24 protein-coding genes are annotated in these 26,730 nt (G+C 57.1%); 18 read left to right on the top strand and 6 right to left on the bottom strand.

From position 1 onward, the window contains the following. Positions 1-4 precede the first annotated feature (4 nt). From QNH99_RS04020 to QNH99_RS04030, 3 genes are read right to left on the bottom strand one after another with little or no spacing between them, the layout of a single operon-like run. Positions 5-703 (bottom strand): molecular chaperone, encoded by a 699-nt coding sequence (locus QNH99_RS04020; RefSeq protein WP_410517320.1) that lies wholly within the window; start codon positions 701-703, stop codon positions 5-7. Positions 704-727: 24 nt separating this feature from the next. Further along, the gene (locus tag QNH99_RS04025) at positions 728-1,249 is read right to left on the bottom strand and encodes a Csu type fimbrial protein (protein ID WP_109716928.1); all 522 of its coding nucleotides are present in this window, start codon (positions 1,247-1,249) and stop codon (positions 728-730) included. Positions 1,250-1,273: 24 nt separating this feature from the next. Further along, complete coding sequence (locus QNH99_RS04030; protein WP_063880923.1) at positions 1,274-1,840, bottom strand: spore coat protein U domain-containing protein; 567 nt, start codon at positions 1,838-1,840, stop codon at positions 1,274-1,276. Positions 1,841-2,546: 706 nt separating this feature from the next. On the opposite strand from QNH99_RS04030, the gene QNH99_RS04035 reads away from it, so the two are divergent. Both QNH99_RS04035 and QNH99_RS04040 read left to right on the top strand, forming a co-directional pair. Next, positions 2,547-4,643 (top strand): putative bifunctional diguanylate cyclase/phosphodiesterase, encoded by a 2,097-nt coding sequence (locus QNH99_RS04035; RefSeq protein WP_410517321.1) that lies wholly within the window; start codon positions 2,547-2,549, stop codon positions 4,641-4,643. Positions 4,644-4,722: 79 nt separating this feature from the next. Next, positions 4,723-6,126: a PLP-dependent aminotransferase family protein gene (locus QNH99_RS04040; RefSeq protein ID WP_410517322.1), complete on the top strand. Its 1,404-nt coding sequence runs from the start codon at positions 4,723-4,725 to the stop codon at positions 6,124-6,126. Here QNH99_RS04040 and QNH99_RS04045 read toward each other — a convergent pair. Both QNH99_RS04045 and QNH99_RS04050 read right to left on the bottom strand, forming a co-directional pair. Next, positions 6,123-6,605: a YlaC family protein gene (locus tag QNH99_RS04045; protein ID WP_410517323.1), complete on the bottom strand. Its 483-nt coding sequence runs from the start codon at positions 6,603-6,605 to the stop codon at positions 6,123-6,125. The genes QNH99_RS04040 and QNH99_RS04045 overlap by 4 nt on opposite strands. A gap of 76 nt (positions 6,606-6,681) precedes the next feature. Continuing rightward, the gene (locus QNH99_RS04050) at positions 6,682-7,848 is read right to left on the bottom strand and encodes an amidohydrolase (protein WP_410517324.1); all 1,167 of its coding nucleotides are present in this window, start codon (positions 7,846-7,848) and stop codon (positions 6,682-6,684) included. A gap of 614 nt (positions 7,849-8,462) precedes the next feature. Between QNH99_RS04050 and QNH99_RS04055 the strand changes: the two genes are divergently transcribed. The 15 genes from QNH99_RS04055 (at position 8,463) to QNH99_RS04125 (ending at position 24,120) form a co-directional block, all read left to right on the top strand. Continuing rightward, positions 8,463-9,464, top strand: a complete 1,002-nt coding sequence (locus tag QNH99_RS04055; RefSeq protein ID WP_410517325.1) for an LLM class flavin-dependent oxidoreductase — start codon at positions 8,463-8,465, stop codon at positions 9,462-9,464. 26 nt (positions 9,465-9,490) lie between these two features. Further along, positions 9,491-10,645: an amidohydrolase gene (locus QNH99_RS04060; protein WP_410517326.1), complete on the top strand. Its 1,155-nt coding sequence runs from the start codon at positions 9,491-9,493 to the stop codon at positions 10,643-10,645. 76 nt (positions 10,646-10,721) lie between these two features. Continuing rightward, a complete protein-coding gene (locus QNH99_RS04065; RefSeq protein ID WP_410517327.1) occupies positions 10,722-12,035 on the top strand; it encodes an LLM class flavin-dependent oxidoreductase in 1,314 nt (437 codons plus the stop codon). Between the two features lie 11 nt (positions 12,036-12,046). Continuing rightward, positions 12,047-12,985 (top strand): ABC transporter substrate-binding protein, encoded by a 939-nt coding sequence (locus QNH99_RS04070; RefSeq protein ID WP_063880916.1) that lies wholly within the window; start codon positions 12,047-12,049, stop codon positions 12,983-12,985. A gap of 10 nt (positions 12,986-12,995) precedes the next feature. Then, positions 12,996-13,508, top strand: coding sequence for a GNAT family N-acetyltransferase (locus QNH99_RS04075; protein WP_063880915.1), 513 nt, complete (start codon positions 12,996-12,998; stop codon positions 13,506-13,508). 9 nt (positions 13,509-13,517) lie between these two features. Next, complete coding sequence (locus QNH99_RS04080) at positions 13,518-14,444, top strand: amino acid ABC transporter permease (RefSeq protein WP_410517328.1); 927 nt, start codon at positions 13,518-13,520, stop codon at positions 14,442-14,444. After that, complete coding sequence (locus QNH99_RS04085) at positions 14,428-15,222, top strand: amino acid ABC transporter ATP-binding protein (protein ID WP_283349916.1); 795 nt, start codon at positions 14,428-14,430, stop codon at positions 15,220-15,222. The genes QNH99_RS04080 and QNH99_RS04085 overlap by 17 nt, the downstream gene beginning before the upstream one ends. Positions 15,223-15,231: 9 nt before the next feature. Next, positions 15,232-16,131, top strand: coding sequence for an ABC transporter substrate-binding protein (locus QNH99_RS04090; protein WP_096011854.1), 900 nt, complete (start codon positions 15,232-15,234; stop codon positions 16,129-16,131). Then, on the top strand, positions 16,082-16,345 hold the full coding sequence (locus QNH99_RS04095; RefSeq protein WP_256853199.1) for a hypothetical protein: 264 nt from the start codon (positions 16,082-16,084) through the stop codon (positions 16,343-16,345). The genes QNH99_RS04090 and QNH99_RS04095 overlap by 50 nt, the downstream gene beginning before the upstream one ends. A gap of 158 nt (positions 16,346-16,503) precedes the next feature. Next, positions 16,504-17,106, top strand: a complete 603-nt coding sequence (locus tag QNH99_RS04100; protein WP_063880910.1) for a cupin domain-containing protein — start codon at positions 16,504-16,506, stop codon at positions 17,104-17,106. Positions 17,107-17,442: 336 nt separating this feature from the next. Further along, positions 17,443-19,149, top strand: a complete 1,707-nt coding sequence (locus tag QNH99_RS04105; RefSeq protein ID WP_096011849.1) for a lysophospholipid acyltransferase family protein — start codon at positions 17,443-17,445, stop codon at positions 19,147-19,149. Positions 19,150-19,223: 74 nt separating this feature from the next. Continuing rightward, entirely contained in the window at positions 19,224-20,291 is a 1,068-nt protein-coding gene (locus QNH99_RS04110; protein WP_410517329.1) for an ABC transporter ATP-binding protein, read from the top strand. Between the two features lie 15 nt (positions 20,292-20,306). Next, positions 20,307-21,299 (top strand): ABC transporter substrate-binding protein, encoded by a 993-nt coding sequence (locus tag QNH99_RS04115; protein WP_145394994.1) that lies wholly within the window; start codon positions 20,307-20,309, stop codon positions 21,297-21,299. 2 nt (positions 21,300-21,301) lie between these two features. Beyond that, positions 21,302-23,044: an ABC transporter permease gene (locus QNH99_RS04120; protein ID WP_410517330.1), complete on the top strand. Its 1,743-nt coding sequence runs from the start codon at positions 21,302-21,304 to the stop codon at positions 23,042-23,044. After that, positions 23,032-24,120 carry an MBL fold metallo-hydrolase gene (locus QNH99_RS04125; protein WP_410517331.1) on the top strand — a complete coding sequence of 363 codons (1,089 nt, stop codon included), beginning with the start codon at positions 23,032-23,034 and terminating at the stop codon, positions 24,118-24,120. The genes QNH99_RS04120 and QNH99_RS04125 overlap by 13 nt, the downstream gene beginning before the upstream one ends. Positions 24,121-24,135: 15 nt before the next feature. Here QNH99_RS04125 and QNH99_RS04130 read toward each other — a convergent pair whose 3' ends face one another. Further along, complete coding sequence (locus tag QNH99_RS04130) at positions 24,136-25,200, bottom strand: LacI family DNA-binding transcriptional regulator (protein WP_063880904.1); 1,065 nt, start codon at positions 25,198-25,200, stop codon at positions 24,136-24,138. A gap of 220 nt (positions 25,201-25,420) precedes the next feature. On the opposite strand from QNH99_RS04130, the gene QNH99_RS04135 reads away from it, so the two are divergent. Further along, entirely contained in the window at positions 25,421-26,728 is a 1,308-nt protein-coding gene (locus QNH99_RS04135) for an MFS transporter (RefSeq protein ID WP_410517332.1), read from the top strand. The last annotated feature ends 2 nt before the right edge of the window (positions 26,729-26,730 follow it).

A 26,730-nucleotide genomic window follows, 5' to 3' on the forward strand; every position in this document is an offset into this window, starting at 1 on the left:
CAACTTACTGAGCCGCAGCGCTGCGCCACTGCCCGTTATTGGTATCTGCGCTCAGTTCACCGCTTACGGAGGACGTTAACGGAAAGCGCTGCGTGCTGTTGGCCAGCACATAGCCATAAAGTCCGTTTCCAAGTCGCTGACCGCCAACGGTGACATTACTGAGTCGTGCATGGCCGTTGCCGCGATTCGTCAGTTCCAGATAGCGTTGGCCGCTCGCGTTGACCTGACGCCAGCTGAGTGCCGACTTCGCGTCATCGCGGCTCAGACCGGAGCCATAGACAAAGAGCGGAACCGAATAACGCATCTGAAAATTCAGCCCGGCCTGGTTGTCGCTGACCGATCGCGGGGTAGGGATTTCATCCAGCACCACGCGGTAGGCCACCTCTTTACCTGCGGCAGGCGGTAGCTGTTTAATCAGGCGGACGAGCTGCTTCTGACCGGGTTCGATGCGCACCAGTGGCGGGCTGGCGACGACCTGCTGCTGAGTTTGATACTGCTCCTGGCTGTTGGTCTGCTGCCAGGCGAAGATGCGCACCTGCATAAGCGTCGTGCTGCTGCCACGGTTTTCCAGCCACAGCTCGCTGGCTTTCTCCTCCGGGTTTATCGCCGGGTCGATGGGCCAAATCATGACAGAGTTAGCGCCCTGCGCCTGTGGCAACAACACGAGTGTGAACAGAAAAAACAGGGCGCGCAGGGATGGCATGGTAAAGCTCCTTTGTACTTTTTATCACCAGGTCAGCGTGACGCTGAGCGTGTCGGAATAAACCCCGGCGCGCGTCGGGCCGGGTAACTGCAGCACGCCGTAAATCGGTAACGTGATGTTATTGGCATTGCTGTAGCTCAGCGGCACTGCCGTATTCACCGGAATCGGGGTTGTGCGTGCCGCATTGCTAAAGAGGTAATAGGGAATCGTGTTGGTATTGTTCGCCAGCTTCAGGTTGCGGGTCGCGGTATAGTTACTGCCACCGTTGATGGTCATGCTCAGGGTGGTGCCGGGTGTACAGGCGAGGTTAATCGTTGAACTTTGCACATAGCTGGCGCTGACACTGCTGTTTGCCAGCCCGGACTGGGTGCCAAAATTAAGCGTGCCAAAGATCCCCGTATTGGTCCCGGAGATCACACAACCTGCAACGATTGACGCTGAAACCTGAAATGTCGTGGAGCTGGTCGTAATGCTCCACCCATTCACACTCACCAGGAACAGTAACCCGCCAGCGGTGATCGAACCAGGTGACCAGGTTGCTGTCATCTGCCGCTACTCAAACACGGGCGCTTAGTAGTTCACGGCAACGTTAATGGTATCGGTGTAAGTGCCAGCCGGAATCACAGGGTTAAAGCCGCCGCCCACCACGCGTCCGTAAATCGCGTAATTGGTGCCAAGCGTGGGATCGGTCGTGCCGCTTGGCGCAATATTGGTGTTATTCGCAATGGCGGTGCTAAAGGAGGCGTCGCTGTAGAGGGTATAAGCGATGCCCTGGGTATTATCCGCGCCCAGCACCAGATAGCGCGGTGCAGATGACACGGTGCCGTAGACGGTTCCCGGTGCCGCATTACTGCTGGTCACCTGGACGTTAAACGTTTGCCCGGTAGTACAACGCACGTAGATACCGTTTCCTGCCGCGCCCACCAGGGTGGCATTCAGGGTATCGAAGGTGGCGGCACTGCTACCAAAGTTCAACGAACCAAAGTTTACGCCCGTGGTGGCTGACTGGCCGTTCACCAGACAACCTGTAGTTAATGTCAGCGTAGCGTTAATTGCACCCGTGGTGGTGGCAGCAAACGTCACGGACGGCAGCGCCGTGGTGAAACTGACAGCTAACAGAAAAAGCTTGAATTTCATAATCATTCCTTACCGATTATTCAGGACTTGTGCTTTTTCACCTGATGGCGTAATACAAAAAAACCAGAGAAAAGAAAACCTAACCGTAGAGTGTCAGCATCCTGCCGTTGTTTTTCCCGACAATCCAGAAAACAGGTAAGTCGATTTATATTAATTTTTTTTACTATACATCAGCCTGGCCGTTGTAGCGAAACCCGACGATAAATTTTTTATTAATTTGTTACATTCGTGCCCCCGGACACCCTTCATAGCCGCTCATTCTCGGTAAATGAAAATAAAAACAGGGGCATATTTTGCGCACCGTGACCCTTTCGAATCAGGTGGGATGGTCTTGCGCCGATCAGAAACGGTTTCAGAATAATCGTCTAAGATAAGCAGATGTGGACAGGGGCGTGCAGACGAGTTGGCAGCATGTTTAATTATAATCTTTTGGAATAGCAGTCTTTTTTAATTTTTCCTGCGTTTCTGTGCCTGTCGTTTCATGCCGGGAGAGCGGTAATCGCCTGGATAGCGCCCTGCGGACAACAACAAATTTCCTCGGTCGGCAGACCAGGTTGATTGGTCCGGACGCTCGGAAGCATTGGGAACCTCTATTAAAAAAGCCTAATTTAGTCTTTTTTCGCGCCGATAACCGGTAAATAAGACAAAACATCTTTTTCAACGTCAACATCACAGCTGCGCGCTCGGCGCTGTTCGGATAAACACTATGCTAGTGGCCTCATATAACGCATTCATCGTCGTCATTTCGGTATTAGTGGCGATGCTGGCTTCCTTTACCGCGCTGGATATGGCGGGACGTGTAGCCACTTCAACCGGTAAGGTCGCACTCGTGTGGCTGTTTGGCGGTGGCTTTGCCATGGGCATTGGTATTTGGGCCATGCACTTTATTGGCATGCTTTCCATGGACCTGGACATGATGATGAGTTATGACGCATCCCTCACGGCGCTGTCTGCCGGTATTGCGGTGTGTGCATCCATTTTCGCCCTGTGGCTCGTCTGTCAGGGGGACCTGCCTCTGCCGCGCTTAGCCGGCGGTGCTGTTGTCCTCGGCAGCGGCATTGTCGCTATGCATTACACCGGCATGGCCGCCCTGGTGCTCTCGACCCGTATCATCTGGAACTGGGGCTGGGTGCTGATTTCGGTGATCATCGCGCTGGCCGCCTCCGTTGCTGCCCTGTGGCTGGCGTTTAAGCTGCGTGAAGGGCATCAGGGACGCGTCGCCACACTGCGGCTGTGTGCATCGGTGGTGATGGGCGCCGCCATTGCCGGTATGCACTACACCGGCATGATGGCGGCTTCATTCCCTGCAGGCAGCCATACCATGTCTTCGGGCGTTAACAGCAACTGGTTAGCCATTGTGGTCACCGTAGTGACCATCGCCATACTCGGTATCACCCTGCTGGTTTCCATGCTGGATGCGCGCATGCAGGCACGTACGTCTATCCTGGCCAGTTCACTGGCTGAGGCCAATCGTGAACTGGCCCAGCTGGCGCTCCACGATAATCTGACCCGACTGCCAAACCGCATCCTGCTGGAAGACCGTCTTGAACAGGCGATGAATAAAGCCAATCGTGAGAGCAGCCAGTTTGCTCTGATGTTTATGGATCTCGATGGGTTTAAAGCGGTCAACGATGCCTTTGGTCACCACATTGGCGACAGTTTGCTGGTCAGCGTCACGGAAAGAATGAGTGAACAGATGAAAGGCTACTACACGCTGGCGCGTCTGGGTGGCGATGAATTTGTCCTGCTGATTGAAATCACCGAGCCAAATGATGCGGCGGCGGTCGCCGATCAACTGGTAAAAGCGGTGGTTCGCCCGTTCTCGATTTCCCGTTACGAGTTAGTGGTCTCCTTGAGCATCGGCATTGTGGTATATCCCGGTGACGGCGAGGATGAGCGCGAGCTGATGTTCAATGCGGATGCCGCGATGTACCACACCAAAAATAACGGCCGCAACGGCTATACCTTTTTCCAGCCCTCCATGAATCTGCTGGCGCAAAGTCAGTTACAGCTGAATAACGATCTGTGGCATGCGCTGGATAACAACGAGCTGCGGCTGTTTTACCAACCCAAATACTGTGCACCACACGGCCCGATTATGGGCTTTGAAGCCCTGCTGCGCTGGCAGCATCCGAAACACGGCTTGCTGACGCCGGACTGCTTTCTGCCGATGGCGGAAAAAACCGGCATGATAGTGAATATCGGTAACTGGGTAATTAACGAAGCCTGCCGTCAATTGCATCAGTGGCACCTGCAGGGCCATCAGGCATGGTCCGTTGCGGTGAACCTGTCGGCGCTGCAGTTTGAGCAGAGCAATCTGGTCGAAACGGTTAAAGCGGCGCTGGCGCTGCACCATATTCCCGCCACGCAGTTAACGCTGGAGGTGACGGAAACGACGGCAATGCGTAATCCCGATGAAAGCGTCCGTATTCTGACCGAACTGACGGAGCTCGGCGTCAAAGCCTCGATTGACGATTTTGGAACCGGCTATTCCAGTTTGTTGTATCTCAAACGCCTGCCAGCCAGTGAGCTGAAGATCGATCGGGCCTTCGTGAACGAGCTTCAGCACCAGTCGGAAGATGCGACCATCGTCTCGGCGATTGTGGCGCTGGCGCAGTCTTTACAGTTAAAAGTCGTGGCTGAAGGCGTCGAAACGCCCGAGCAGCAGGCCTTTCTGACCCAACTTGGCTGCAACACGCTACAGGGATATCTGTTGGGTCGCCCCCTTCCACCGGAACGTATCGAAGAGCTTAACGAGTTTGTGGGCACTGAAGCAGACAAACCCGCAGCGCTGGAGTGCTAAGGCGTTAACCGCCACGGCTTTTTTTGTTACAGGTGATCAACATGATAAAGTGACGCCTCAGCATCAGGAGCGACATGCCGTGGCGAAATATCAGCAGTTAATGGATGACATTCAGCAGCAAATCGAAGCCGGTATCTGGCCACCGGGCACCCGTTTGCCTTCGCTGCGCCAGCAGGTCGCCCGGCAGGGGCTGAGCCTGATGACCGTGCTGCATGCCTATGAATTGCTGGAAAGTCAGGGATGGATTGTGTCGCGCCCGCAGTCCGGTTATTACGTCGCGCCACGGGCGCTGGCAGCCGCACCGCTCAGCGTGGCTATCAGCGAGCGGGTGGATATTAATGACTTTGTGTTCGACGTTTTGCAGGCCACGCGCGATCCGGCCATTGTGCCGTTTGGTTCGGCATTCCCCGACCCGGCTTTGTTTCCCCAGTGTCAGCTGATGCGTTCGCTGGCGAACGTCTCACACCAGCTGACGCCCACCGATGCATTGCATAATCTGCCCCCCGGCAACGCCACGCTGCGCCAGCTGCTGGCGCAGCGTTACGCCCGTCAGGGCATCACGTTATCCCCCGATGAAATCGTGATTACCAGCGGGGCGCTGGAAGCGCTGAATCTCAGTCTGCAATCTCTTACCGAACCCGGCGACTACGTGGTGATTGAACAGCCCAGTTTCTATGGCGCACTGCAGGCGATTGAACGGCTTAAGCTCAAGGCGCTGGCTATTCCCGTCGACACGCAGAACGGCATTGATTTACAGCAGCTTGAGGACGCGCTTCAGCGCTGGCCTGTTAAAGCCTGTTGGTTAATGACGACCCTGCAAAATCCCTCAGGTGCCACGCTGACCCCCGAGCGTAAACAGCAGCTGGTGGAATTGCTTGCCCGTCATCGGGTGCCGCTGATCGAAGATGATGTGTACGCTGAGCTGTCGGGTGAGGGCGCGCCGCCCCTGCCGGCAAAAGCCTGGGACAGCCATGGCAATGTGCTGCACTGCGGTTCTTTTTCAAAATCGCTGGTGGCGGGGTTTCGCGTGGGATGGGTCGCTGCGGGCCAGCATGCTCAACGTATTCAACGCCTGCAGTTGATGAGTACGCTTTCGACCAGTGCACCGATGCAGCTGGCACTGGCGGATTTTCTGGCGACCCGCCGCTACGATAATCACCTGAAACGGCTTCGGCAAAGTCTGGCAAAGCGCCAGCAACTGGCGCGTCAGGCACTGATGAAGGTGCTGCCCGCACCGTCCACGGTGAGCGACGCCGCCGGGGGCTACTTTTTGTGGGTGACGCTACCGGACAGTATTAATACCACCCAGCTTTACCAGCGCGCGCTGGCAAAAGGTATCAGTATTGCACCGGGGCAGTTGTTTGCCGCTGGCGAACAGTTCAGCCACTGTTTTCGGCTTAATACCGCCTGGCCCTGGGATTCGCGAGCCGAGGCGGCGGTCGTCACCCTGGGGGAGATCATGGCCGACATGGCGCGGGGTTAAACCTGCGCAGCCTGGCGGTGCCCCCAGGTCAGGTAATAAACGTCGTAAAAGTCCACTTCCCCTTTCTGCTTCAGCAAACGGTCAATCCCTGTTTTGACGCGCTCTGGCGCATCCGGCAAAGACATAATGCGCGATACCGCCTGTTCAGGCACCGGCTGCACGTAATACCATTCGCCGTTGTAGCAAACCCGCAGATCCAGCGCATCGATATCTTCAAAACGGTATTTGGGATTGATATCCAGCAACATCAGAAAGCTCATCACCAGTATAAAGGCGGTCGCGAACCAGAAGGCTGGCCAGCCCAACATCTCAGTGGAAAAAATCAGTGCCACGCACAGGCCGTAGCACAGGTACATCACTGCCCACAGCCCGGGATGTTTTTTCAAAAAAGAGAAGCTGAAGCGCGGCAGGTTATCCCGGCGTTCTTCACGGTTGAGCGTATTAATTTCGTCGATCAAGATCTGTTTAATGGCGTCCATCGTTCCCCTCACTTTCAACTGATAGCTATTAGAACAGATAACAGTCAAGGCGTTCAGACACAGATTAGGCCATTTTTTATATAACAGTTTCGCGTTTGCTGACCGACTGCGCCGCCACCCGCGCCAGGGCGCGCGGTGCCAACTGCGTAAAATAGTCGACAGCGGGCCCCAGCATGGCTTCATCGGGATTAAACGCCGGATGATGCAGGCCATATTCGCTGGCACTGCCAATATTCACAAAGGCCCCCGGCACCTGTTGCAGATAAAAGGCAAAATCTTCACCGCCCATTAGCGGCGTAACGGCCTGTTCAGCGCGATAACCGCTTTGGGCGGCCTGATCGAGGGCCATTTCTGCCCATTCTGGCGTGTTTATCAGGGCAGGCGGCCCCGCTATCCATTCCAGCCCGGCGCGAGCGCCAAAGCCCGATGCGATTCCCTGAATCAGCGCCGTCATACGTTCAGGGATTTGCTGACGCAGCGCAGCATGGTGAGTGCGGACCGTGCCTTCCAGTTCCACCTCTTGCGGAAGCACGTTCCAGGTATTACCCGCCGTGAAACGGGTGACGCTCAGCACGACCGTTTCCAGGGCGCTAAACACCCGCGCAGGTAACGTCTGTAATGCCGTCACGATGTGGCTGGCAATCACAATGGCATCAATACCTTCCTGGGGCCGGGCGGCATGTGCGCCCTTGCCGTGCACCCGAATAATAAAGCGGTCGACATTGGCGTAAAACGCGCCAGGCCGGGTTCGCAGCGTACCCAGTGGCAGATCCGGCGCGTTGTGCATACCAAATATGGCCTGTACGCCGTCCAGCGCACCTGCGCCAAGCAGCTGTCGGGCACCTTCAAACGTCTCTTCTGCGGGCTGAAAAAGAATACGTACCCGGCCCGGAAGCGTGGCTTCACGTTGCTTAAGCTGATGGGCAACGCCGAGCATCACCGACGTATGAATATCGTGTCCGCAGGCGTGCATCACGCCGGGTTGTTGGGACATCCAGGCAGAATGCACGGCCTCGTCGACAGGCAGAGCATCAATATCGGCGCGCAGGGCAATAAGGGGTTCGCCCTGGCCGATTTCCGCGACCACGCCGGTCGTCAATGGCAAGGGCAGCAAACGAATATCGCCCTGCTGCAACCAGCGCGTAATACGTTCCGTGGTGGCAAACTCCTGATTTGAGCGTTCAGGATGTTGGTGCAGTTCACGACGCCACTGCATCAGTCGTTCCAGTAAAAATGAAGTCATGAGTCTCCTTGTTCAAACAGTCCAACGCAATCTTAGATATTCCTGCTTAGCCGTTACAGGTTATTGGGTTGCCAGGGGTAATCGGGCAATTGCGTCAGGGCATGATCCTGGGTTGATAACACCGATACCGACGTCGAGTACGCATCATAATGATGATTTTCATTCTCTCTGCCTGAATAATCGCGGGTGGATAATTCTCTGTCAGACCCAGAGCAAGCACCTGCACGGGGCTTTTTAACGGGGCTATGCTGGCAAGCTGTCTCGCTGTTATGTGGGAACAGCATTTGTAATAAGGTACTGACTTTTAACATACTTTATCCCTCTCTCTCACCTGTTTGACCCGATGGATCATCATCGGGCAATACCGTGAGTCGATAAAGTAAGGAATTAATCAAAGCTTAGCGAAAATTAGCAAATACAGCATGGTTAAACGCGGAATTAATATCGATTCTGGCGGGGTTGGTAGGAAGGTAATAAATAATGCCATCGCGGAATGCGTTTATTCATTTAATTCTATTGCCACTTTTTAACTTCATATTGTCATATTTATTGTTTTACGAAATATACCCGCATCGCCACACTGAGCCTTAACGGAAATGAGTGAGGACAGGTGAATGGCATATCAATTAAGTCTGTTAGATAAATCGCCCGTGGCAGAAGGTGAAACACCGGCGGCGGCGCTTCAGCGCACGTTGCAGCTGGCGAAACAGGCTGAGAAATGGGGCTATCACCGTTTTTGGCTGGCGGAACATCACAATATTGAACAGCTGGCGAGCCCGTCACCTGAAGTCTTAATCGCCTGGCTTGTGGCGCAAACCCAGCATATTCGTATTGGCTCTGGCGGGGTGATGTTACAGCACTACAGCCCCTATAAAGTGGCGGAAAATTTTAATTTGCTGGCGTCGCTGGCACCGGGGCGGATCGATCTGGGCATCGGTAAAGCGCCTGGCGGCCTGCCGCTTTCAACCCGGGCGCTACAGCTTGGGGTGCATCAGGATGAAAAGGGCAGTTTTGCCGAGCAGCTTCAGCAACTGGAAAGCTGGCTGCAACCTGAGGTGGAACGGCACGACGACGACGAAAGGCTACGTGCCACGCCCTTGCCTGCGCGTCCGGCGCAGCGGTTTCTGTTGGGGGGGAGCGAGCAGAGCGCCCAACTGGCGGCGCAGTTGGGCTGGCAGTTTGTTTTTGCCGCGCACATCAATGGCGATCGCCAGCGTCTTGAGCGATCCCTGCAGGCCTATTCACGGCAGGCACAGGGTAAACGGGCGCTGGTAGCGGTGCAGGTCGTGGTGGCTGATTCGCCAGCGCAGGCCGATTTGCTGGTTGCCGATCTCAAACATTTCCACGTGCAGGTGAAAGGTGGCCCGGGCGTCAACGTTGCCAGCCTGGAACAGGCGGAACGCTATGTTCGTCAGGGCGGCTTTACCGATTATCTGATTGAGCCGCGCACGCCATCCCTGCTGAAAGGCACCGCGTCCCAGGTTCATGCCCAGCTCGACGCGCTACAGCATAACTTCGGCATTGATGAGTTTGTTATCGACACGCCGATTGCCGATGCCCGCGCGCGTTACCGGTCGCTGGAGTTACTGGCAACCCATCAGTGGGTCGCCGCCTGAGCATGATGTGTTAGCCGAGGTACACCATGAGTCTGAACGAAGCACAGTTAATTGCGTGGCGACGCGAGCTGCATACCTGGCCCGAACTCTCTGGCCAGGAGTTTGCCACCACCGCACGGTTGCGCCAGTGGCTCCAGAACGCCGGTATCCGCTTGCTTGACTACCCGCTTGAAACCGGCGTGGTCGCGGAAATCGGCAACGGTGAAAACCTGATTGCGTTGCGTGCCGATATTGATGCGCTGCCGATCCATGAGGCCAGCGGCGTCAGTTTCCACTCTCGCCAGCCAGGTGTGATGCACGCCTGTGGTCACGATCTGCACAGTGCCGTGATGCTGGGCGCGGCCCTTGAACTGCAGGCACAGCAGCAGCAACTGCGCGGTCGGGTACGCATCTTATTTCAGCCCGCCGAAGAGATTGCACGCGGTGCCAGACAGTTTATCCAGGCTGGCGTACTGGATCAGGTACAGGCTATTTTTGGCATGCATAACGAACCCGGCCTGCCGAGCGGGACCTTTGCCACGCGTGACGGGGCGTTTTATGCCAACGCCGATAAGTTTGTTATCCACGTGACAGGTAAGGGCGCGCACGCGGCGCATCCAGAGCAGGGCGTGGATGCCATCGTGGTCGCCAGCCAGATTATTCAGGCTCTTCAGACGCTGACCAGTCGCAGCTTTAACACGCTCGACAGCCTGGTGCTCAGTATCACCCGCATTGACGGCGGTAAAACCTGGAATGTGCTGCCGGGAACGGTGGAGTTTGGCGGCACCGCCCGCACTCACGATCTGCACCTGCGCGCTGAACTGGAAAAACGCGTACGCACGCTGGTGGAGAACATCGCGCAGGCCAATGGCGCGCAGGCCAGCCTGAGCTGGCACGCCGGGCCGCCCGTGCTGATCAATGACGCGCGCTGGGCGCAGTTCAGCACTGAGGTGGCTCGCCAGGTGGGCTATCGGGTACAGACTGCCGATTTACATCTGGGGGGCGAGGATTTTGCCTTCTACCTGCAGCAGGTACCGGGCGCGTTTGTCAGCATTGGCAGCGCCAGCGACTTTGGCCTGCATCATGCCGGTTTTACGCCCGACGAATCCTCGATAGCGCCCGCCGCCCACTACTTTGCACAGCTCGCCCGGCAGGCGTTGCACCATCTTCACGACCGATGTCGTGAACCCGCCCTGAATTAAGTTCAACTTTCTGACTTGCCTGAGCGGCTGTCCCGGACAACCGCCTGGCATCCTGACGCATAAAAGAGAGCACATCATGACCACAAGACAGCTTCGACTGGGTACCATTTTGCATGGCGCGTCTGGAAATATGTCGGCCTGGCGCCACCCGGCCGCCCAGGCGGACGCCAGCATCAGCTTTGACTACGCGAAAAAAATCGCGCGGAAAGCCGAGGAGGGCAAACTGGATTTTCTGTTTGTCGCCGACGGCTTATTTATTAATGAAAAATCGATCCCCCACTTTCTGAACCGGTTTGAACCCTTAACGCTGCTGTCGGCGCTGGCCGGTGTCACCGAACATTTAGGGCTGGTGGGCACGGTCTCGACCTCCTACAGCGAACCCTTCACCGTGGCACGACAGTTTGCCAGTCTGGATCACCTGAGCGGAGGACGTGCCGGCTGGAACGTAGTGACCTCACCGCTGGAAGGATCGGCAAAGAATTTCTCACGGCAGCAGCATCCTGAACATGCACTGCGTTATCGCATTGCGGATGAGTACCTTGAGGTGGTGAAAGGATTATGGGATTCCTGGGAACAGGACGCGTTTGTCCGCAATAAAGACAGCGGCCAGTTTTTTGACCCCGCTAAGCTGCACACCCTTAACCATCACGGCGACTTCTTCCAGGTGCAGGGACCGCTCAATATTTCACGCACGCCACAGGGCCGACCGATCATTTTTCAGGCGGGCGCCTCTGACGACGGTAAAAAGCTGGCAGCCCGTCATGCCGATGCCATCTTTACGCATCAGCCGACGCGCGAGGAAGCCCAGGCATTTTATCGTGACGTCAAAGCGCTACAGGCGAAAAATGGCCGTCAGCCGCAGGATCTGCATATTTTCCAGGGCGTGAGCGTCATCGTTGGCAACGATGCTGAGGACGTGGAGCAGCAATATCAAACCACCGCCGCGCTGGTTTCCATTTATGATGCGCTCAACTATCTTGGCCGCTTCTTCGACCATCACGACTTTTCCCAGTACCCGCTCGATGCGCCTTTCCCCGATATTGGCGACATCGGTCAGAACAGTTTCCGCAGTACCACCGACGAGATTAAACACAAAGCGCGTGAGCAGGGTCATTCACTGCGCCAGGCGGCACTGGAAGCGGCAACGCCGCGTCCGCTGTTTCATGGCACGCCCGAGCAGGTCGCCGACGGTCTGCAACTGTGGTTTGAGAGCGAGGCCGCAGACGGTTTCATTATCAATGGCGGTACGCCAGACACCTTTGAGCGTTTTGTTGACCAGGTAGTACCTGTGCTACAGGCGCGCGGTTTAGCGCGCCGTCACTATCCGGGCTCCACGCTGCGTGACAGCTTTGCCCTGTCGCAGCCGGTTAATCAATTCACATCACAATAAGAGCCTTTGCTATGCAGAAAAATATGCTTATCGCCTTGCTGATGCTGACCGCCAGCGGTAGCAGCCTTGCGGAAGGAACCCGTGTTGCCGTGAATGGTCAGCGCGTCAGTCTTGAGGCCAATAAAACCCCCATCCACACCGTTAAAAATGCGCAAGCCGTGGCGCAACTGCCTGCCCACTATCGCTTCGCCGTACCGGGCGCGTTTACCGTGGCGGTGGCGGCCCTGAACTCGCCGCCGCTGACCGTTTTCTCTGATGACAATAAAACGTTGTTGGGCAGCGAAGTCGATATTGCCCGGCTGGTGGCGGACAGCCTGGGGCTGAAACTTAACGTCGTGCCGGCTTCCTGGGAAGACTGGCCGCTTGGTGTGGCATCGGGGAAATATGATGCCGCCATCACCAACATCACCGTGACGAAGGCGCGCAAAGAGAAGTTCGATTTCGCCACCTACCGAAAAGATTCTCTGGGGTTTTATGTGAAAACCAGCAGCCCCATTCAGTCGCTGACCAAAGCCGAAGATATCGCCGGGCTGCGCATCATTGTCGGTTCCGGGACCAACCAGGAGGCCATTTTACTGGCCTGGGATAAAGAAAATCAGGCCAAAGGCCGTAAGCCGTTTACGCCGATTTATACCAAAGATGACGCCGCCCAAACGCTGGCGCTGCAGGCAGGACGTGCGGATGCCTATTTTGGTCCAAACGTGATTGGGGCCTGGAAGGCGTCACTGAATGGTAAAACCCGCCTGGTCGGCAGTGTGGATGGCGGCTGGCCTAACGCCGCGCACATTGCTGTCACGGTCAAAAAAGGCAGCGGATTAGCGGAACCCATCAGCACGGCCCTGAATGGCGTCATGCAAAATGGTGACTACCAGAAGGTGCTGGATCGCTGGGGAGAAGGCGTTGAACGCATCGATCATTCCGAGATTAATCCACCGGGTCTGGGTGACTGAGGAGCGCACCATGAGTGAACTGCAATTTCGCGAGCTGTCACCGGATGCGCCTGAACTGGTGCCGATCCTGACCGGTTTGTTCGGTGAGTATGCGGCCCGCTATGGCGATTATTTTAGCCGCCACCAGGAACAGGAGCTGGCCGAATGGTATCTGCCCCCGCACGGCTTATTTATTGTGCTGGAGCGTGACGACGAGATTATTGCCATGGGCGCGTACAAACCTTATGACGCACAAACCGCCGAACTAAAACGGATCTGGACGCGTGGCGATCTGCGCCGCCAGGGATTAGCGCTGGTGGTGCTGAAAGAGCTGGAGCGGCGAGCAAAACGGGCGGGTTATCAGCGTCTGTTTTTGACCACCGGCTTTCGCCAGCCCGAGGCCGTGCGCCTGTATATCGGCCACGGTTATCAGCCGCAGTTCGACCTGAATGGCGATCTGGAACGTTTTGGTCAGCCGCCACACGATGGTCGCCTGCGTTTTATCAAAATTATCGATGTGCACAGCGTTGCGCAGGCAAGCTAAGGATCGCCCATGAGTCATCATCAACAGTTACAGGTGGTGCCCGCCCGCTACCCAGCCCGAACGCTGGGTGCCGTGGTGGCGCTGTTTATTCTGGCAGGCGTTGTACAGTCGGTGGCGTTTAATCCCCGCTGGGAATGGGGCGTATTTGCCCGCTGGTTCTTCGACCCGGTGATCTTGCATGGCCTGGGGCAGACACTGCTGTTGACCCTGCTGGGCACGGTGTTCAGCCTGCTGTTAGGCGGTTTGCTGGCGCTGGCGCGGCTCTCCTCTTCCTGGCTGTTAAGCAGTCTGGCATGGGGATACATCTGGCTGTTTCGGTCGCTGCCGTTGATTGTCGTGCTGATCATTCTCTACAACTTCTCCTATCTCTACGACACGTTGTCCGTTGGGGTGCCATTTACCCACCTGTCATGGGGCCACTTTCAGACGATTAACGTGCTGGGGCAGTTTCCCGCAGCGGTGATTGGTCTGACGCTGGTTCAGGCGGCGTACAGTGCCGAGATCATTCGCGGCGGCTTTTTAGGCGTCGATCACGGTCAGGTGGAGGCGGCCTCTGCCCTGGGGCTGTCAGCCTCGCGGCGTACTTTTCGCATCATTTTGCCCCAGGCCTTACGCGCCATTATTCCGACCGCCTTTAACGAAATTATCAGTCTCGCGAAGGGCACGGCGATGGTCTATGTGCTGGCGATGCCGGAGCTGTTTTACACCATTCAGATGATCTACAACCGCAATCAGGAAGTGATCCCCTTACTGATGGTCGGCGCAGCCTGGTATCTGATTATCACCACCGTTCTGTCAGTGATTCAGCACAGCGTTGAACGCTGGCTGGCTCGCAGCGTCAGCCGTGAACCGCAACCGTCGCGCTGGCGACAATGGCGCACGCGCGTCGCACCGCTTAATCCTGTTGAGGAGGTCAGCCATGTCCGAAGCCATTGATTACCGTTTATTCCCTGCGCAGGGGGCCATTAGCATGACCGGCGTCAGCAAACGTTTCGGCAAGCTCAAGGCGCTGGACGATGTCTCACTGGCGCTGGAGCCGGGTTCCGTCACGGTAATTCTTGGCCCCTCCGGGTCAGGAAAATCGACCCTGCTGCGGACCATTAACCATCTGGAGCGGGTAGACGAAGGATTTATCCAGATTGACGGGGAGTACATTGGCTATCAGCGCCGGGGTGACCGGTTGTATGAACTGAAGGAGCGGGCGATTCTGCGTCAGCGCATTAACGTTGGCTATGTCTTTCAGAACTTCAACCTGTTTCCCCATCTCACGGTGCTGGAAAATTTAATCGAAGCGCCCATCGCCCATCGCCAGCTCTCAAAGCGCGAGGCGATAACCCGGGCGGGCGAGCTCCTGGATATTGTGGGCCTGCGGCATAAAGCCGATGCCTGGCCTCGTCATCTGTCTGGCGGTCAGCAGCAGCGCATAGCGATTGCCCGGGCCTTGATGCTGCAACCGCGTGTCATGCTGTTTGATGAGCCGACGTCAGCGCTGGACCCCGAACTGGTGGGGGAGGTGCTGGACGTGATTAAAAAGCTCGCCCGGTCAGGTACGACGCTGGTGATCGTCACGCATGAAGTGGGCTTTGCCCGTGAGGTGGCCGACAACGTGGTGTTCATGGTGGACGGTAAAATTGTGGAGCAGGGCAGCAGTACGCAAGTGTTAAACCATCCACGTCATGAGAGAACGCGCCGCTTTCTGGCTCGCGTATTATAAGAGGCCGAGATGAAATATGCGTATCTGACGCTGTTGGCGATGCTGGTGAGCGGCGCGGTGTTTGCCGGGGAAAAACGGGATGCCGCCAACAATGAACAGCCGATTCATGCGCCGGTGAATCCCGACGCGGTAAAAAAAATCCCGGCGGATTTTCATTTTGTTGAGCCGGGCACCTTAACCGTGGCGACCTCTGCCACCAATTCGCCCCCGCTGGCGCTGCTGGCGTCGGATAACCTGACCCGCATTGGCAGCGATCCTGACATTGCCCGCCTGCTGGCGGACAGTCTGGGGCTGAAACTTAAGCTGGTCCCCGCGTCCTGGGAGGACTGGCCGCTGGGGATTCGCGCCGGACGCTACGACGTGGCCATGTTTAACATTGCGGTCACCGAAGAGCGGAAAAAGAAGTTTGATTTTGCCACCTATCGCGCCGATAACCACGCCTTTGTCGTCAAAGCGGACAGTCCTGTCAGCACGATCAACTCACCGGCAGACGTGGCGGGCAAGCGCATCATCGTGGCATCAGGCACCAATCAGGAGCGCATTTTACTCAGTTGGGACGCGCAGAACCGGGCTAAAGGGTTGCCGCCTGTCCAACCCATCTACCTGACGGATGATGCCTCGGCGACGCTCTCTCTGCTCTCCGGGCGGGCCGATGCGCTGTTTGGCCCGCATTCTACGGCGGCATGGAAAGTGGCGTCGCGCGGGCAAACGAAAATAGTCGGCGAGGGGCCGTTCCGCGCCTGGGTGGCGGTGACCACCAAAAAGGGCAACGGCCTGGCAGCGGCGCTGCAAACCGCGCTGGATGGCACCATTGCCGGCGGGCAGTATCAGCAGGTTCTCCAGCGTTGGGGCGAAGAGGATGAAGCGGTCGCCCATTCCACCGTCAATCCACCCGGCATTGTTTACTGAGTCAGGCGAGCCTGAAAATGGCGTCAGCCACAGGCCATCACCGCGCATCGACCCGCCAGCCCTGGCGGGTTTTTTTGTCGCCGCGAAACAGATTGATGCCTTGTCATCGGCCCGTCATTTTCTGGGGTTATTAGCCTTAATCTTCACTTTGACGGATGCGCAGCGACTGCCGGTTCAGCGTGCAACCACGGGCGTTGTCTCTTTTACAGATTAATCCTACCACGTAAAAGAGACTTACTTACTTAGGGTGAAATTGTTAACAACTAATTTGACTTTGGTTAGCGAGTTAGGGTGGTTGTGTAAATTGTGATGCATAGCGCACATTACAAACCCTGCGACCTTTGTCACACTAAAGAAAAAAGGAGACATTGTATGACTGCCCAAACTTCCAGTCTGATGTTGCTGATGTCTTTCGCAGCAGGAACATTTTCAGCCGGGGCATCAGATAACCCTCAGCATTTGATGTTCGCCAGTCCGTCTGGCGGCGTGCCGAATAATCCGTTACCGCTCATTATCTGGCCGCGCGTGGTGCCAGAGGATGAAGAGTATATCGCCGCCTGGTTCGAGCAGACGTTTGAAAAAAATGGCTGGCCACCCGACTGGCGCGATCAGCTGTTCCCTTACATGCATTACCATCCCAACACGCATGAGCTCCTCGGCGTGGCTGAAGGCTGGGCGGAAGTGCTGTTTGGTGGCGACAGTGGTCGTATGATTACTCTGCGGGCAGGCGATGCCGTGCTGATCCCGGCCGGTGTCGGACATCGACAGGTGTCAGCCAGCGAAGATTTCCTGGCGGTGGGTGCCTATCCGGAAGGCCTGAAGCCTGAAATCCTGCGCGATGAAATTGCCCATTTGAAGCTGTCCCAGGAAAAAGTAAAAACAGTAGCGCTGCCGAAACGGGACCCGTTCACCGGTAAAGCGGGCGCGATGACCGAGATCTGGCTCCCGGTTGCGACCATGATGCACAACCAGTAACGCGAAACGGGACCGGCTGCTCAGGATTAATGACAGTGCCGCTGCCGACAAACAGGCAGCGGAAACCGGTTCCGCCTTTTCTTGTCAAGCGGTGGCGAACGGGTACGAATGCCGTTATCGCCAGCAGTATTAAGATTTTTCATGTCCCGACACCGTATCGTCCCGGTGAAATATCCTGCCTTATCCTTCTGTTTTTGTGGCTAAAAACCTGATGCGGCACCCATGTGTCGCTGACTGCGCCAACATATTTGCCTCTCGACCACTCGTTATTCATAAAAGTGCAAACAATGCGACTTACTTTCGCTGTATCTCCGGGACAGGCACGAAAGGTTAACTATGTTTTCAGTCGATCAGGTTATTGAGAGTTTCTGGCCCAACCAGCATCCCGCCAACTGGCAGAAACGGATTCTGAAGTGGATCTTACGTGAAGATGAATTCCAGCGATTTGCCGCGCGCTATCCTCACCTGAAAGGGCTGGATATGGTCGAGCAGGTGCTGGAGCACCTTGATGTACGTTGCGAGCTTAGCGAGCGCGATCTGGAGCAGATCCCCCCGCGCGGGCCGGTGGTCATCGTGGCCAACCATCCACTGGGAACCATTGACGGCATGGCGTTACTGCATGCGATATCACAGGTGCGCCCCGACGTGAAAATTGTGGCGAACCGGTTGATTATGCTGCTGGAACCGCTCAACAGCCTGATGTTGCCCGTCGACAATATTGGGAACCGCACCAGCCGCCAGCAGTTGCAGAGCATGCAGCAGCATCTTAGCAATCAGGGCGTGCTGATTATCTTCCCGGCGGGTGAAGTGTCCCGTCTTAGCAGTGCGGGCGTGCGTGACCGTGAATGGCATCACAGCTTCCTGCGTCTTGCGGCGAAAGCGCGGGCACCGCTGGTGCCGGTACACGTTGAGGGCCGAAACAGCTGGCTGTTCTATGCTACCGCCAAAGTCGCACCGCCTGTGGCAATGTTAATGCTGGTGCGGGAAATGTTTAAACAGCGCGGAATGCGCATCAAACTGCGTATCGGTGCGCAGATTCCGTTTGCGCACTGGCACGACGGCCACACGCCAGGCAAAGAGCTGGCAAAGCGCGTGCGTAAACATGTCTATCGTCTGGGGCAGGGAAAAAAGGGCCTTTTTCAGACTGAATCCGCCATTGCGCTGGCGGAAGATCGTGCCGACCTGAAAAAAGCGCTGCTGCAAAGCGAACTGTTGGGGAATACCCCGGATGGCAAGCAGATCTATCTGTGGCGGCGTAACGGGGCCACCTCGGTGCCGATACTGCGTGAGTTGGGCCGACTGCGGGAAATTGCCTTTCGTGCCGTGGGCGAGGGCAGCGGCCGCCGACGTGATTTAGACAGCTACGATGATGACTACTATCACCTGATCCTGTGGGACGATGCAGAGCTGGAAATCGTTGGTGCCTATCGGTTTATTCCCGGTGGCGAACAGTTGGAACGCCGCGGCATGGAAGGACTCTACAGTCACAGCCTGTTTCATTACGACGAACGCATGATCCCTATCCTGCGTCAGGGCATTGAGCTGGGACGCAGCTTTATCCAGCCTGCTTACTGGGGCAAACGCGGGCTGGATTATCTCTGGCTGGGCATCGGAGCTTACGTCGCCAGATACCCTGAGGTGCGCTATCTGTTCGGACCGGTCTCTATCTCTGGCACTATGCCGCTGGCGGCACGTGATTTGCTGGTGGCCTTCTACCGCATCTATTTTCCGACGGACTTCCCCCTGGCCACGTCGCGCTGTCCTTATCCGGCCTCGCTGCCTGACGTGCTGGCCCAGTTCAGCGGCAATGATTACAAAGAGGATCTCCAGCGGCTGAAGCAGTTGCTCAGCAACCTCGGCGTGGCAATCCCGACGCTCTACAAACAGTATTGCGAAGTGTACGAACCCGGCGGCGTGCAGTTTATTGATTTTGGCAGCGACCCCGACTTCAACAACTGTATTGACGGGCTGGTTCTGGCGGATCTCACCAAAATTAAGCCGTCGCGCTATGAGCGCTACGTGGCGGTCCATCTGCCGAAGTAGCCTGCTGTCACGGTGTTGTCATCAATGTGTCGTAACGTTTTGCATAGAACGTTTATGGCACAGGCGACGTAATCATGGCCGCAATTTCACTCTCCGGGCTGCATAAAGCCTTCGCGGCGCAGCCGGTCCTTAACGCGGTATCGCTGGAGATCCAGCAGGGTGAGTTTATCGCCGTGCTGGGTCCTTCCGGCTGCGGCAAGACAACCTTACTCCGCTTGATCGCCGGATTCGAAACTCTGGATCGCGGTGAGATCTGGGTAGGCGACACCTTGTTTGCCACTCAGGGTTTTCATCTTCCCCCCGAAAGTCGCGATCTTGGCGTGGTATTTCAAAACTACGCGCTCTGGCCGCACATGACGGTAGCCGAAAACGTGGGCTACAGCCTGAAAGTCAACGGCGTGAACCGTACAGAGCGGGCGGATCGTATCCGGCAAGCCCTGACGCTGGTCGATCTGCTGCCCTTTGCCGATCGTCGCCCGGCCGATCTGTCCGGCGGCCAACGTCAGCGCGTGGCGCTGGCCCGCTGCCTGGTGGCAAAGCCCAGGCTGGTCCTGCTTGATGAACCTCTGGCTAACCTTGACGTGCATTTGCGTAGCGCGATGGAAGAGGAGTTTCGCCGCTTTCATCGTCACAGCGGGGCAACGCTGGTCTACATCACCCACGATCAGCGCGAAGCGATGGCGATGGCCGATCGCGTTGTGGTGCTGAATGCGGGGCAGGTCATGCAGTTTGCTTCGCCCCAAACGCTGTGGCGCGAGCCCGCCAACGAGATGGTCGCCACCTTCATTGATGAGGGACGGGTTCTGCCGGTACAGGATATTGAGCCGGTGGGACAGGGGCAGGCATCGGTCATGCTGTTCGGCGCACGACTGCTGCTGCGCTGCTCAGCGCAGCAGGCAACGTTACCCCACGGCAAAGCCAGCTTTCATCGTGCCAGTTTCCGCCTGATGCCTGTTAATCGCGGTCAGTTTAACGCGCAGGTTGAACGCATTATCTACCGTGGCGGTCATTACGACATTCACCTGTGTCCGCTGGCGCAGCCGGATGTCTCTTTCACCCTGGCCCTTGATGATGTTTCTGCGCTTGCGGTGAACGACATCGTAAGTATTGCTGTTAATGACGGCTGGATTCTTCCCGCATAAAGGACTTCAGACAATATGAAAAAGGTCATTCTTACCTCGCTACTGTTCACGGCTGCGCTGACAGGTTCAACGCTGGCGCAGGCGGCTGACAAGCCCAGCGGCAAGCTGGTGGTGTACACCTCGCAGGCACCGGAAATTGCGCAGCAAACCATGGATGCGTTCAAAGCCGCTTATCCCGCGATTCAGGTGGAATGGACGCGCAACGGCACCACGCAGTTAATGAATGTCCTGCACACGGAAATGATGAGCGGCAAGGTCAAGCCTGACGTGCTGCTGGTGGCGGATGCCATCAACCTCGGCGCACTGAAGAAAGAGAAGCAGCTGTATGCGTATCAGGATGCGCCCGTGGATCACCTGAAGCCTGCGTTTTATGACCGTGATAAAACCTTTTTTGGTACCAAGATCATCGCCACCGTGATTGCCTATAACACACAACGTGCCAAACCGGTCAACAGCTGGAAAGCGTTGCTCAATGCTGATAACAAAGGGCAAATAGCCGTACCCAGCCCGCTTTACTCCGGGGCGGCCCTGTATAAACTGCACACCGATATTACGACGCCGGACATCGGCTGGAACTTCTATAAGCAGTTGGCGGCGCTGGGTATTGCGCCGCAGGGCGGCAACGGACCGGCTTTAAAAGCCGTGGCCAGCGGGATGGATAAATATGGCGTGATTACCGATGCCGACATCATCCGGGCCAAAAAACAGGGTTCGCCCATCGACCTGGTTTATCCCGAAGAAGGGGTTTCTTACGTCACCGAACCGGTTGCCATTATGAAATCGGTACATAACCTGCCTGCCGCCAAAGCCTTTGTGGACTTTTTACTCTCCGAACAGGGGCAGAAACTGGTGGTGCAGCAGGGTAACCGGCCGGTCGATGACCGCGTTGCCGCGCCTGAAGGATTTGTCCCTGTCGACCAGATCAAACTGCTGACGCCGGACGTTGAGAAGGCGGTCGCGGACGATGCGCAGGTGCGGGAGCAGTTTACCGCGCTGTTTGGTGGCTGAACATGAGCGTGCTGAGTAACGACTGTCGGCCCCGCCGTTTGCAGCCCGCACGCTGGCGTTTTCGCGCCGAGCCGTGGGTGCTGGGGCTGCTGGTGCTGACGATCGGACTGCTGTCCGTCGCGCCCTTTGGGCGGCTGATCTGGACAGCGGTGGCGCCGCAGGGCGTGCCGGATCTGGCCCGGCTGACGCAGTTGCTGGTCAGCCGTCGGGTGCTCAGCGCCACGCTAAATACCTTAAGCGTCGGGCTGAGTGCCACCCTGCTGTCGCTGCTGCTCGGTACATTTGCCGCCTGGCTGGTCGCGCTGAGCGATATGCGCGCCAAAGCGGCCTGGGTCTTTGCGTTTATCTTACCGTTAATGATTCCGCCGCAGGTGACGGCGCTCGCCTGGCTCCAGGCACTGGCACCGGGTAGCCTGCTGGCATCGCTGTTTCAGCGGCTGGGTTTACCCTGGTTTGCGCCGGGTGAGCAGCCGCTCTGTTCATGGGGCGGAATCGTGTTGCTGCTGGGTTTGCACAATGCGCCGCTGGTGTTTCTGACGGTGCGAGCCGGTCTTCGGCGTTTACCCGCCGAACTGGTGGAGGCGGCGCAGATCAGCGGTGCATCGCACGGGCAAATCCTGCGCACCATCATTCTGCCGCTGGCGCGCCCCGCCATTTTTGCCGGGGCGGCGCTGGCATTTGTGGCGGCCGTCGGTAATTTTGGTATTCAGGCGATGTTGGGCATTCCGGCGCGTTTACCGACCTTAATTACCCTGGTCTATCAACAGCTCAACGCCATCGGCCCCAGCGCGTTGCCGGATACCGCTGTCTATTCCTTGCTGATTGCGCTGATCACGCTGACCGGCATGATGCTAAGCGCCTGGCTGGGCGGTCGGCAGGATGTCCGGGTCAGTGGCTCGCCGCGCCCGTTCCATCAACCGCTAAAAGGCGCTCGCTTGCCCATGGAAGTCATGGCCTGGCTGTGGATGGCCGCCACGCTTATCATGCCCGTCAGCGCGCTGCTGACCACGGCGCTGACGCGGGGTTTTGGTCAGGCTTTAACGTGGCAAACCCTGACGCTGGAGAACATTTATCAGGCGCTGTGGGGCTATTCTGCAATCCGTCATGCTTTCGTGACCAGCCTGTGGCTGACCTCCCTGGCGACGCTGATCCTGACCGCCATGGCGCTGTTTCTGGCTTTTTTCCTGAGCTGGCAGCGCACCCGGCTGGTTCGCGGCCTGTGGTTTGCCAGTGAACTGACGTACGCGCTGCCCGGCATTGTGACAGGCGTGGCGGCCATACTGTTCTTTCTGCCGCCGCTTCCGCTGCTGGAGGTGTCGATTTACGGCACGGTCTGGATCATTCTTGCTGCCTATCTGTCCAACTTTCTGGCTTTAGTCTTGCGGCCCACGCTGGCAGGCTTCGCACAAATTGAGCCGTCGCTGGATGAAGCCGCCCGCCTGTGCGGGGCCGGCTTTATGCGTCGCATGCGAGATATTTTACTGCCGCTGGCGGCACCGTCGGCGCTGGCGGGAAGCCTGTTGGTGTTTCTGACCGCGCTAAATGAAATTCAGGTATCGGTGCTGCTGGTGACGTCTGACACACAAACCCTGGGGCCTACCATCATCTTTCTCGATGAAGGCGGTTCCGCCCCGCTGGCTGCCGCCGTGGGATGCCTGATGATTCTGGTTGTTCTGACCTTAATGCTGCTGGCAACGCGTCTGACGCGCCGCCTGCCGCAGGGAGTATTGCCATGGCAAGCCTGACGGTGGTGAGCGGCGTGGGCGGTAAATTGCCGGCCGCTTTCCTGCTTGAGATTCAGGGATATCGCCTGTTATGGGACCTGGGCGCAGGACCTGAACCGGGCGTAAAGCCGGATCTGACTAAGACAGGCCAGGTTGATGCGATTTGTCTTACCCACTCCCACGGCGACCATGCCGGTGCGCTCGACAGCTGGCAACAGCTGGGATCGCCGCCGGTTTATGCCACGGAGCTGACCTGGCAGCAGTTGGCTGCTTGCCCGGTGCCAGCCCGCTGGCGGCATTCTCTGCCGTTGCACGGGCAGTGCGCGATGGGGCCGCTTAACCTGTTTACCGGCCGGAGCGGGCACTCGCCCGGCTCCGTCTGGTTTCATCTGCCGGTCGCGGGCGGGATTACCTATATGGGAGACTGGAGCTGTGAGTCGCTGCTGCTGCCTTTTGACCGGCCGCCACGGGCGCGCTGGCTGATTACCGATGCATCCTACGGCGACCGCAATCAGCGTCTGGATCAGCAGGTTGATGCCCTGGTGCAGGCAGCCCGAAAAGGCGCGGTGGTCACGGCGCCGTTGCATGGCAGAGGCCCGGAGATGGCATTACGGCTGCGTAGCCAGGGTTTATCTGTCGTGCTTTGCCCGCAGGTGCGTGAGGAAGTGTCACAGCTGCTGGCGCAAAATACATTACCTGCCGCTACCGCGCTGGCGTTACTGCCGCTACTGCGCGAGCCGACGCCAACGCAATGGCGGCCTGACAGCATTATTGTCGCAGCCGATGCGGTGGCAGACAGTGGCCTGGCTGCCACGCTGAGCCAGCGACCCGAATTCAATCTGATTTTTAGTAGCCATGTGGCGCGCGGCACGCGGGCCTTCGAGATGCTGCAAAACGGGTTGGCGCAGTGGCTACCCTGGAATGTTCACCCACCACTGGACGATCAACTGGCGCTGATCCAACACAGCGGGGCGGAACAGGTGATCCCCGCTTTTGTCGAGCCGGCGTTGTGTCAGCAGTTAATCGCCCGAACGCCCGCGACGCTGAACTGGCAGCGTCATTTCACGCTGTCATCCCGCTGGGAAAGCTTTGCCTGAGCGCGCGATGCCTCCTCAGCTGTAAAGCCCGTGTTGCTGCACCGAGGCATGGCCCGGATTATCCCGGATGCGGCGGACAGAGTCGCGTACCACCAGCTTGCCGTTCAGCAGCAGATTGCCGGGTGGCAGGTCCGGGTCTAAACGCAGCGCCTGAAGGACTTTGACGGCAGCTTCTCCCAGTTCATCCCGTGGCACCTGCACCGAGGTTAACGGTATCTCCTGTACGGTCGCCAGATTAAAACCATCCATGCTCATGACGGACACATCCTGCGGCACCCGCAGGCCGGCCTGTTGTAACGCCTGCACGGTTCCCGCCGCAATATAATCCCCACTTGCCAGAATCGCCGTGGGCCGCTGTGCCTGAGGACAATGACGCAGATACTCACCCAGACAGGCGCTGGCTTCGCTGCTGCTAAAGCTGTTGAGCGTAATCAGGTGCTGACGGCTGTCGAAGCGCAGATTCATGGCATGCCAGGCATCGCGCACTCCCTGCAGCCGCTGTTCCATGGTGTAACGCCGCAGGCAGTGCAGCGACAGAATTTGCCGGTGACCCTGTTCAAACAAATAGCGCGCCGAAAACTCGCCAATGAGCTGATGATCGGGCGATACCGAGGGCAGCCGCATTCGGCGATCGCGGGCATTGATCAGCACGCAGGGCTTATTCATTTCGGCTGCCAACTGATGGATGTGCTCGTCGTCGATACCGATTAACAGCGCCGCCTCCGTCTGCTGCATCTTGTCGATAAACAGGGCGGCATCGCTTTCCACCTCTTCCAGCGGGCAGTAGCGCAACCGGACATCGTGCGGTTTGACGGCCTCGCTGATGCCCTGGATCACCTTGTAATAAAAGATATCCGTGCGGATATCAAACGCGCGCGGTGGTGCAAACACCATCAGATCATTAAGCAGCAGCCGCCCATGATGAAGGTTGTCCAGTACGCCTTGCTGTTGGGCAATGCGCAGGACTTTATCGCGCGTGGCGGTACGGATATTGGCTTTCCCGGCCAGGACGCGAGAAACCGTGCTGACTGACACGCCGCTCAGGGCGGCAATCTCGCTCACTTTTAAGCTTTGTTTCATTCTGTGATCGCCCTCAAATCTGCAAATGAAAAAATTTTCATAACGTGCTGAATCGTGTCCCTACTGGTCTGAGAGGGGTTTTTTGTTATTTCCAGATAGTGTCATGAAAAGAGTTGCAAAAAATGGGCTGTACCCACGTTTTGCGCTTTTTTAAGGTCGGATCAGACAAAAAGGTTTGCTTCGCGGCAACGCGGTTATTACTGGCTACAGGAGTTTCATCATGAGTCTCGACTCGACCACCCGCACCAGCGCGTCGCGCACGGTGCGGGTTATTAAAAATCTGCGCTGGTGGATGCTGGGTATGTTCCTGCTGGGCGTGACGGTGAACTACATCACCCGTAACTCCCTGGGCATTTTGGCCCCCGAACTGAAAAACACCCTGAATATGGCTACGGAGCAATATTCCTGGGTGGTAGCCGCCTTTCAGCTGGCCTATACGCTGTTTCAGCCTCTTTGCGGTTGGTTGATCGATATTATCGGCCTGAAGATGGGCTTTTTAATCTGCGCCGTTATCTGGTCCATTACCTGTCTGCTGCACGCCGGAGCCGGAAGCTGGCTGCATCTGGCGCTGCTGCGCTTTGTGATGGGGGCATCCGAGGCCGCAGCCACGCCTGCGAATGCCAAAGCCATTGGGGAATGGTTTCCGAAAAAGGAACGACCGGTAGCAGCAGGCTGGGCTGGCGTGGGGTTCTCCATTGGCGCGATGCTGGCACCGCCCATTATTTATGTCGCGCATATCTCGTTTGGCTGGCAGGGCGCATTTCTGCTGACCGGTGGGCTGGGCCTGATCTGGGTCGCGCTCTGGTGGTGGGGTTATCACTCACCTGAACATCATCCGCGTCTGTCGGAGGAAGAACGGGCGTTTATCACCCAGGACAAAGAAGTCATCGGCGAAAAGCTGCCGTTTTTCACCGCCATGAAAGAGATTGGTAAAGAGAAGAAATTTTACGGTATTGCCATTCCGGCCTTTCTGGCTGAACCCGCATGGGCGGTACTGAGCTTCTGGGTGCCGCTCTACCTGGCCAACGAACGCGGCATGGATCTGAAACAGATCGTGATGTTTGCCTGGCTACCCTTCCTGGCTGCGGATCTGGGCAGCATCGCCAGTGGTTATCTGACCAAACTCTATGTGCGCTGGTTTGGCTGCTCCCGCGTCAACTCTATCGTTGCCAGTTCTGTGACCGGGGCTGCCCTGATGATCTCTCTGGCACTAATGACGCTGGTTAAAGATCCCTATCTGGCCATCGCCCTGATCTCCATCGGCGGGTTCGGTCACCAGGTGATCTCCTGCATGTTGAGTGCGCTGGTGGTCGAGCGTTTTGATCGCCGCCAGATGGCAACGGTTAACGGGATGCGCGGCTCCTGTGCCTGGATCGCCAGCTTTATTTTCTCGCTGATTATCGGCGTCACGGCCGACACCATTGGCTTTAATCCCCTGTTTATTGCCATGGGCTTTTTTGACCTGATTGGCGCGGTTTTCCTGGTGATGTTTATCGCCGAACGCCGCCAACGTACTGCTAAAAATTGAGG

The organism is Pantoea allii (assembly GCF_046529425.1).
In the GTDB taxonomy this organism is placed as follows: domain Bacteria; phylum Pseudomonadota; class Gammaproteobacteria; order Enterobacterales; family Enterobacteriaceae; genus Pantoea; species Pantoea allii.

What these genes read in the sequence shown, in the direction of transcription:
- QNH99_RS04020 (WP_410517320.1), bottom strand. Translation starts at nt 703, where the DNA reads ATGCCATCCCTGCGCGCCCTGTTTTTTCTGTTCACACTCGTGTTGTTG.
- QNH99_RS04025 (WP_109716928.1), bottom strand. Translation starts at nt 1,249, where the DNA reads ATGACAGCAACCTGGTCACCTGGTTCGATCACCGCTGGCGGGTTACTG.
- QNH99_RS04030 (WP_063880923.1), bottom strand. Translation starts at nt 1,840, where the DNA reads ATGAAATTCAAGCTTTTTCTGTTAGCTGTCAGTTTCACCACGGCGCTG.
- QNH99_RS04035 (WP_410517321.1), top strand. Translation starts at nt 2,547, where the DNA reads ATGCTAGTGGCCTCATATAACGCATTCATCGTCGTCATTTCGGTATTA.
- QNH99_RS04045 (WP_410517323.1), bottom strand. Translation starts at nt 6,605, where the DNA reads ATGGACGCCATTAAACAGATCTTGATCGACGAAATTAATACGCTCAAC.
- QNH99_RS04050 (WP_410517324.1), bottom strand. Translation starts at nt 7,848, where the DNA reads ATGACTTCATTTTTACTGGAACGACTGATGCAGTGGCGTCGTGAACTG.
- QNH99_RS04055 (WP_410517325.1), top strand. Translation starts at nt 8,463, where the DNA reads ATGGCATATCAATTAAGTCTGTTAGATAAATCGCCCGTGGCAGAAGGT.
- QNH99_RS04060 (WP_410517326.1), top strand. Translation starts at nt 9,491, where the DNA reads ATGAGTCTGAACGAAGCACAGTTAATTGCGTGGCGACGCGAGCTGCAT.
- QNH99_RS04065 (WP_410517327.1), top strand. Translation starts at nt 10,722, where the DNA reads ATGACCACAAGACAGCTTCGACTGGGTACCATTTTGCATGGCGCGTCT.
- QNH99_RS04070 (WP_063880916.1), top strand. Translation starts at nt 12,047, where the DNA reads ATGCAGAAAAATATGCTTATCGCCTTGCTGATGCTGACCGCCAGCGGT.
- QNH99_RS04075 (WP_063880915.1), top strand. Translation starts at nt 12,996, where the DNA reads ATGAGTGAACTGCAATTTCGCGAGCTGTCACCGGATGCGCCTGAACTG.
- QNH99_RS04080 (WP_410517328.1), top strand. Translation starts at nt 13,518, where the DNA reads ATGAGTCATCATCAACAGTTACAGGTGGTGCCCGCCCGCTACCCAGCC.
- QNH99_RS04085 (WP_283349916.1), top strand. Translation starts at nt 14,428, where the DNA reads ATGTCCGAAGCCATTGATTACCGTTTATTCCCTGCGCAGGGGGCCATT.
- QNH99_RS04090 (WP_096011854.1), top strand. Translation starts at nt 15,232, where the DNA reads ATGAAATATGCGTATCTGACGCTGTTGGCGATGCTGGTGAGCGGCGCG.
- QNH99_RS04095 (WP_256853199.1), top strand. Translation starts at nt 16,082, where the DNA reads ATGAAGCGGTCGCCCATTCCACCGTCAATCCACCCGGCATTGTTTACT.
- QNH99_RS04100 (WP_063880910.1), top strand. Translation starts at nt 16,504, where the DNA reads ATGACTGCCCAAACTTCCAGTCTGATGTTGCTGATGTCTTTCGCAGCA.
- QNH99_RS04105 (WP_096011849.1), top strand. Translation starts at nt 17,443, where the DNA reads ATGTTTTCAGTCGATCAGGTTATTGAGAGTTTCTGGCCCAACCAGCAT.
- QNH99_RS04110 (WP_410517329.1), top strand. Translation starts at nt 19,224, where the DNA reads ATGGCCGCAATTTCACTCTCCGGGCTGCATAAAGCCTTCGCGGCGCAG.
- QNH99_RS04115 (WP_145394994.1), top strand. Translation starts at nt 20,307, where the DNA reads ATGAAAAAGGTCATTCTTACCTCGCTACTGTTCACGGCTGCGCTGACA.
- QNH99_RS04120 (WP_410517330.1), top strand. Translation starts at nt 21,302, where the DNA reads ATGAGCGTGCTGAGTAACGACTGTCGGCCCCGCCGTTTGCAGCCCGCA.
- QNH99_RS04125 (WP_410517331.1), top strand. Translation starts at nt 23,032, where the DNA reads ATGGCAAGCCTGACGGTGGTGAGCGGCGTGGGCGGTAAATTGCCGGCC.
- QNH99_RS04130 (WP_063880904.1), bottom strand. Translation starts at nt 25,200, where the DNA reads ATGAAACAAAGCTTAAAAGTGAGCGAGATTGCCGCCCTGAGCGGCGTG.
- QNH99_RS04135 (WP_410517332.1), top strand. Translation starts at nt 25,421, where the DNA reads ATGAGTCTCGACTCGACCACCCGCACCAGCGCGTCGCGCACGGTGCGG.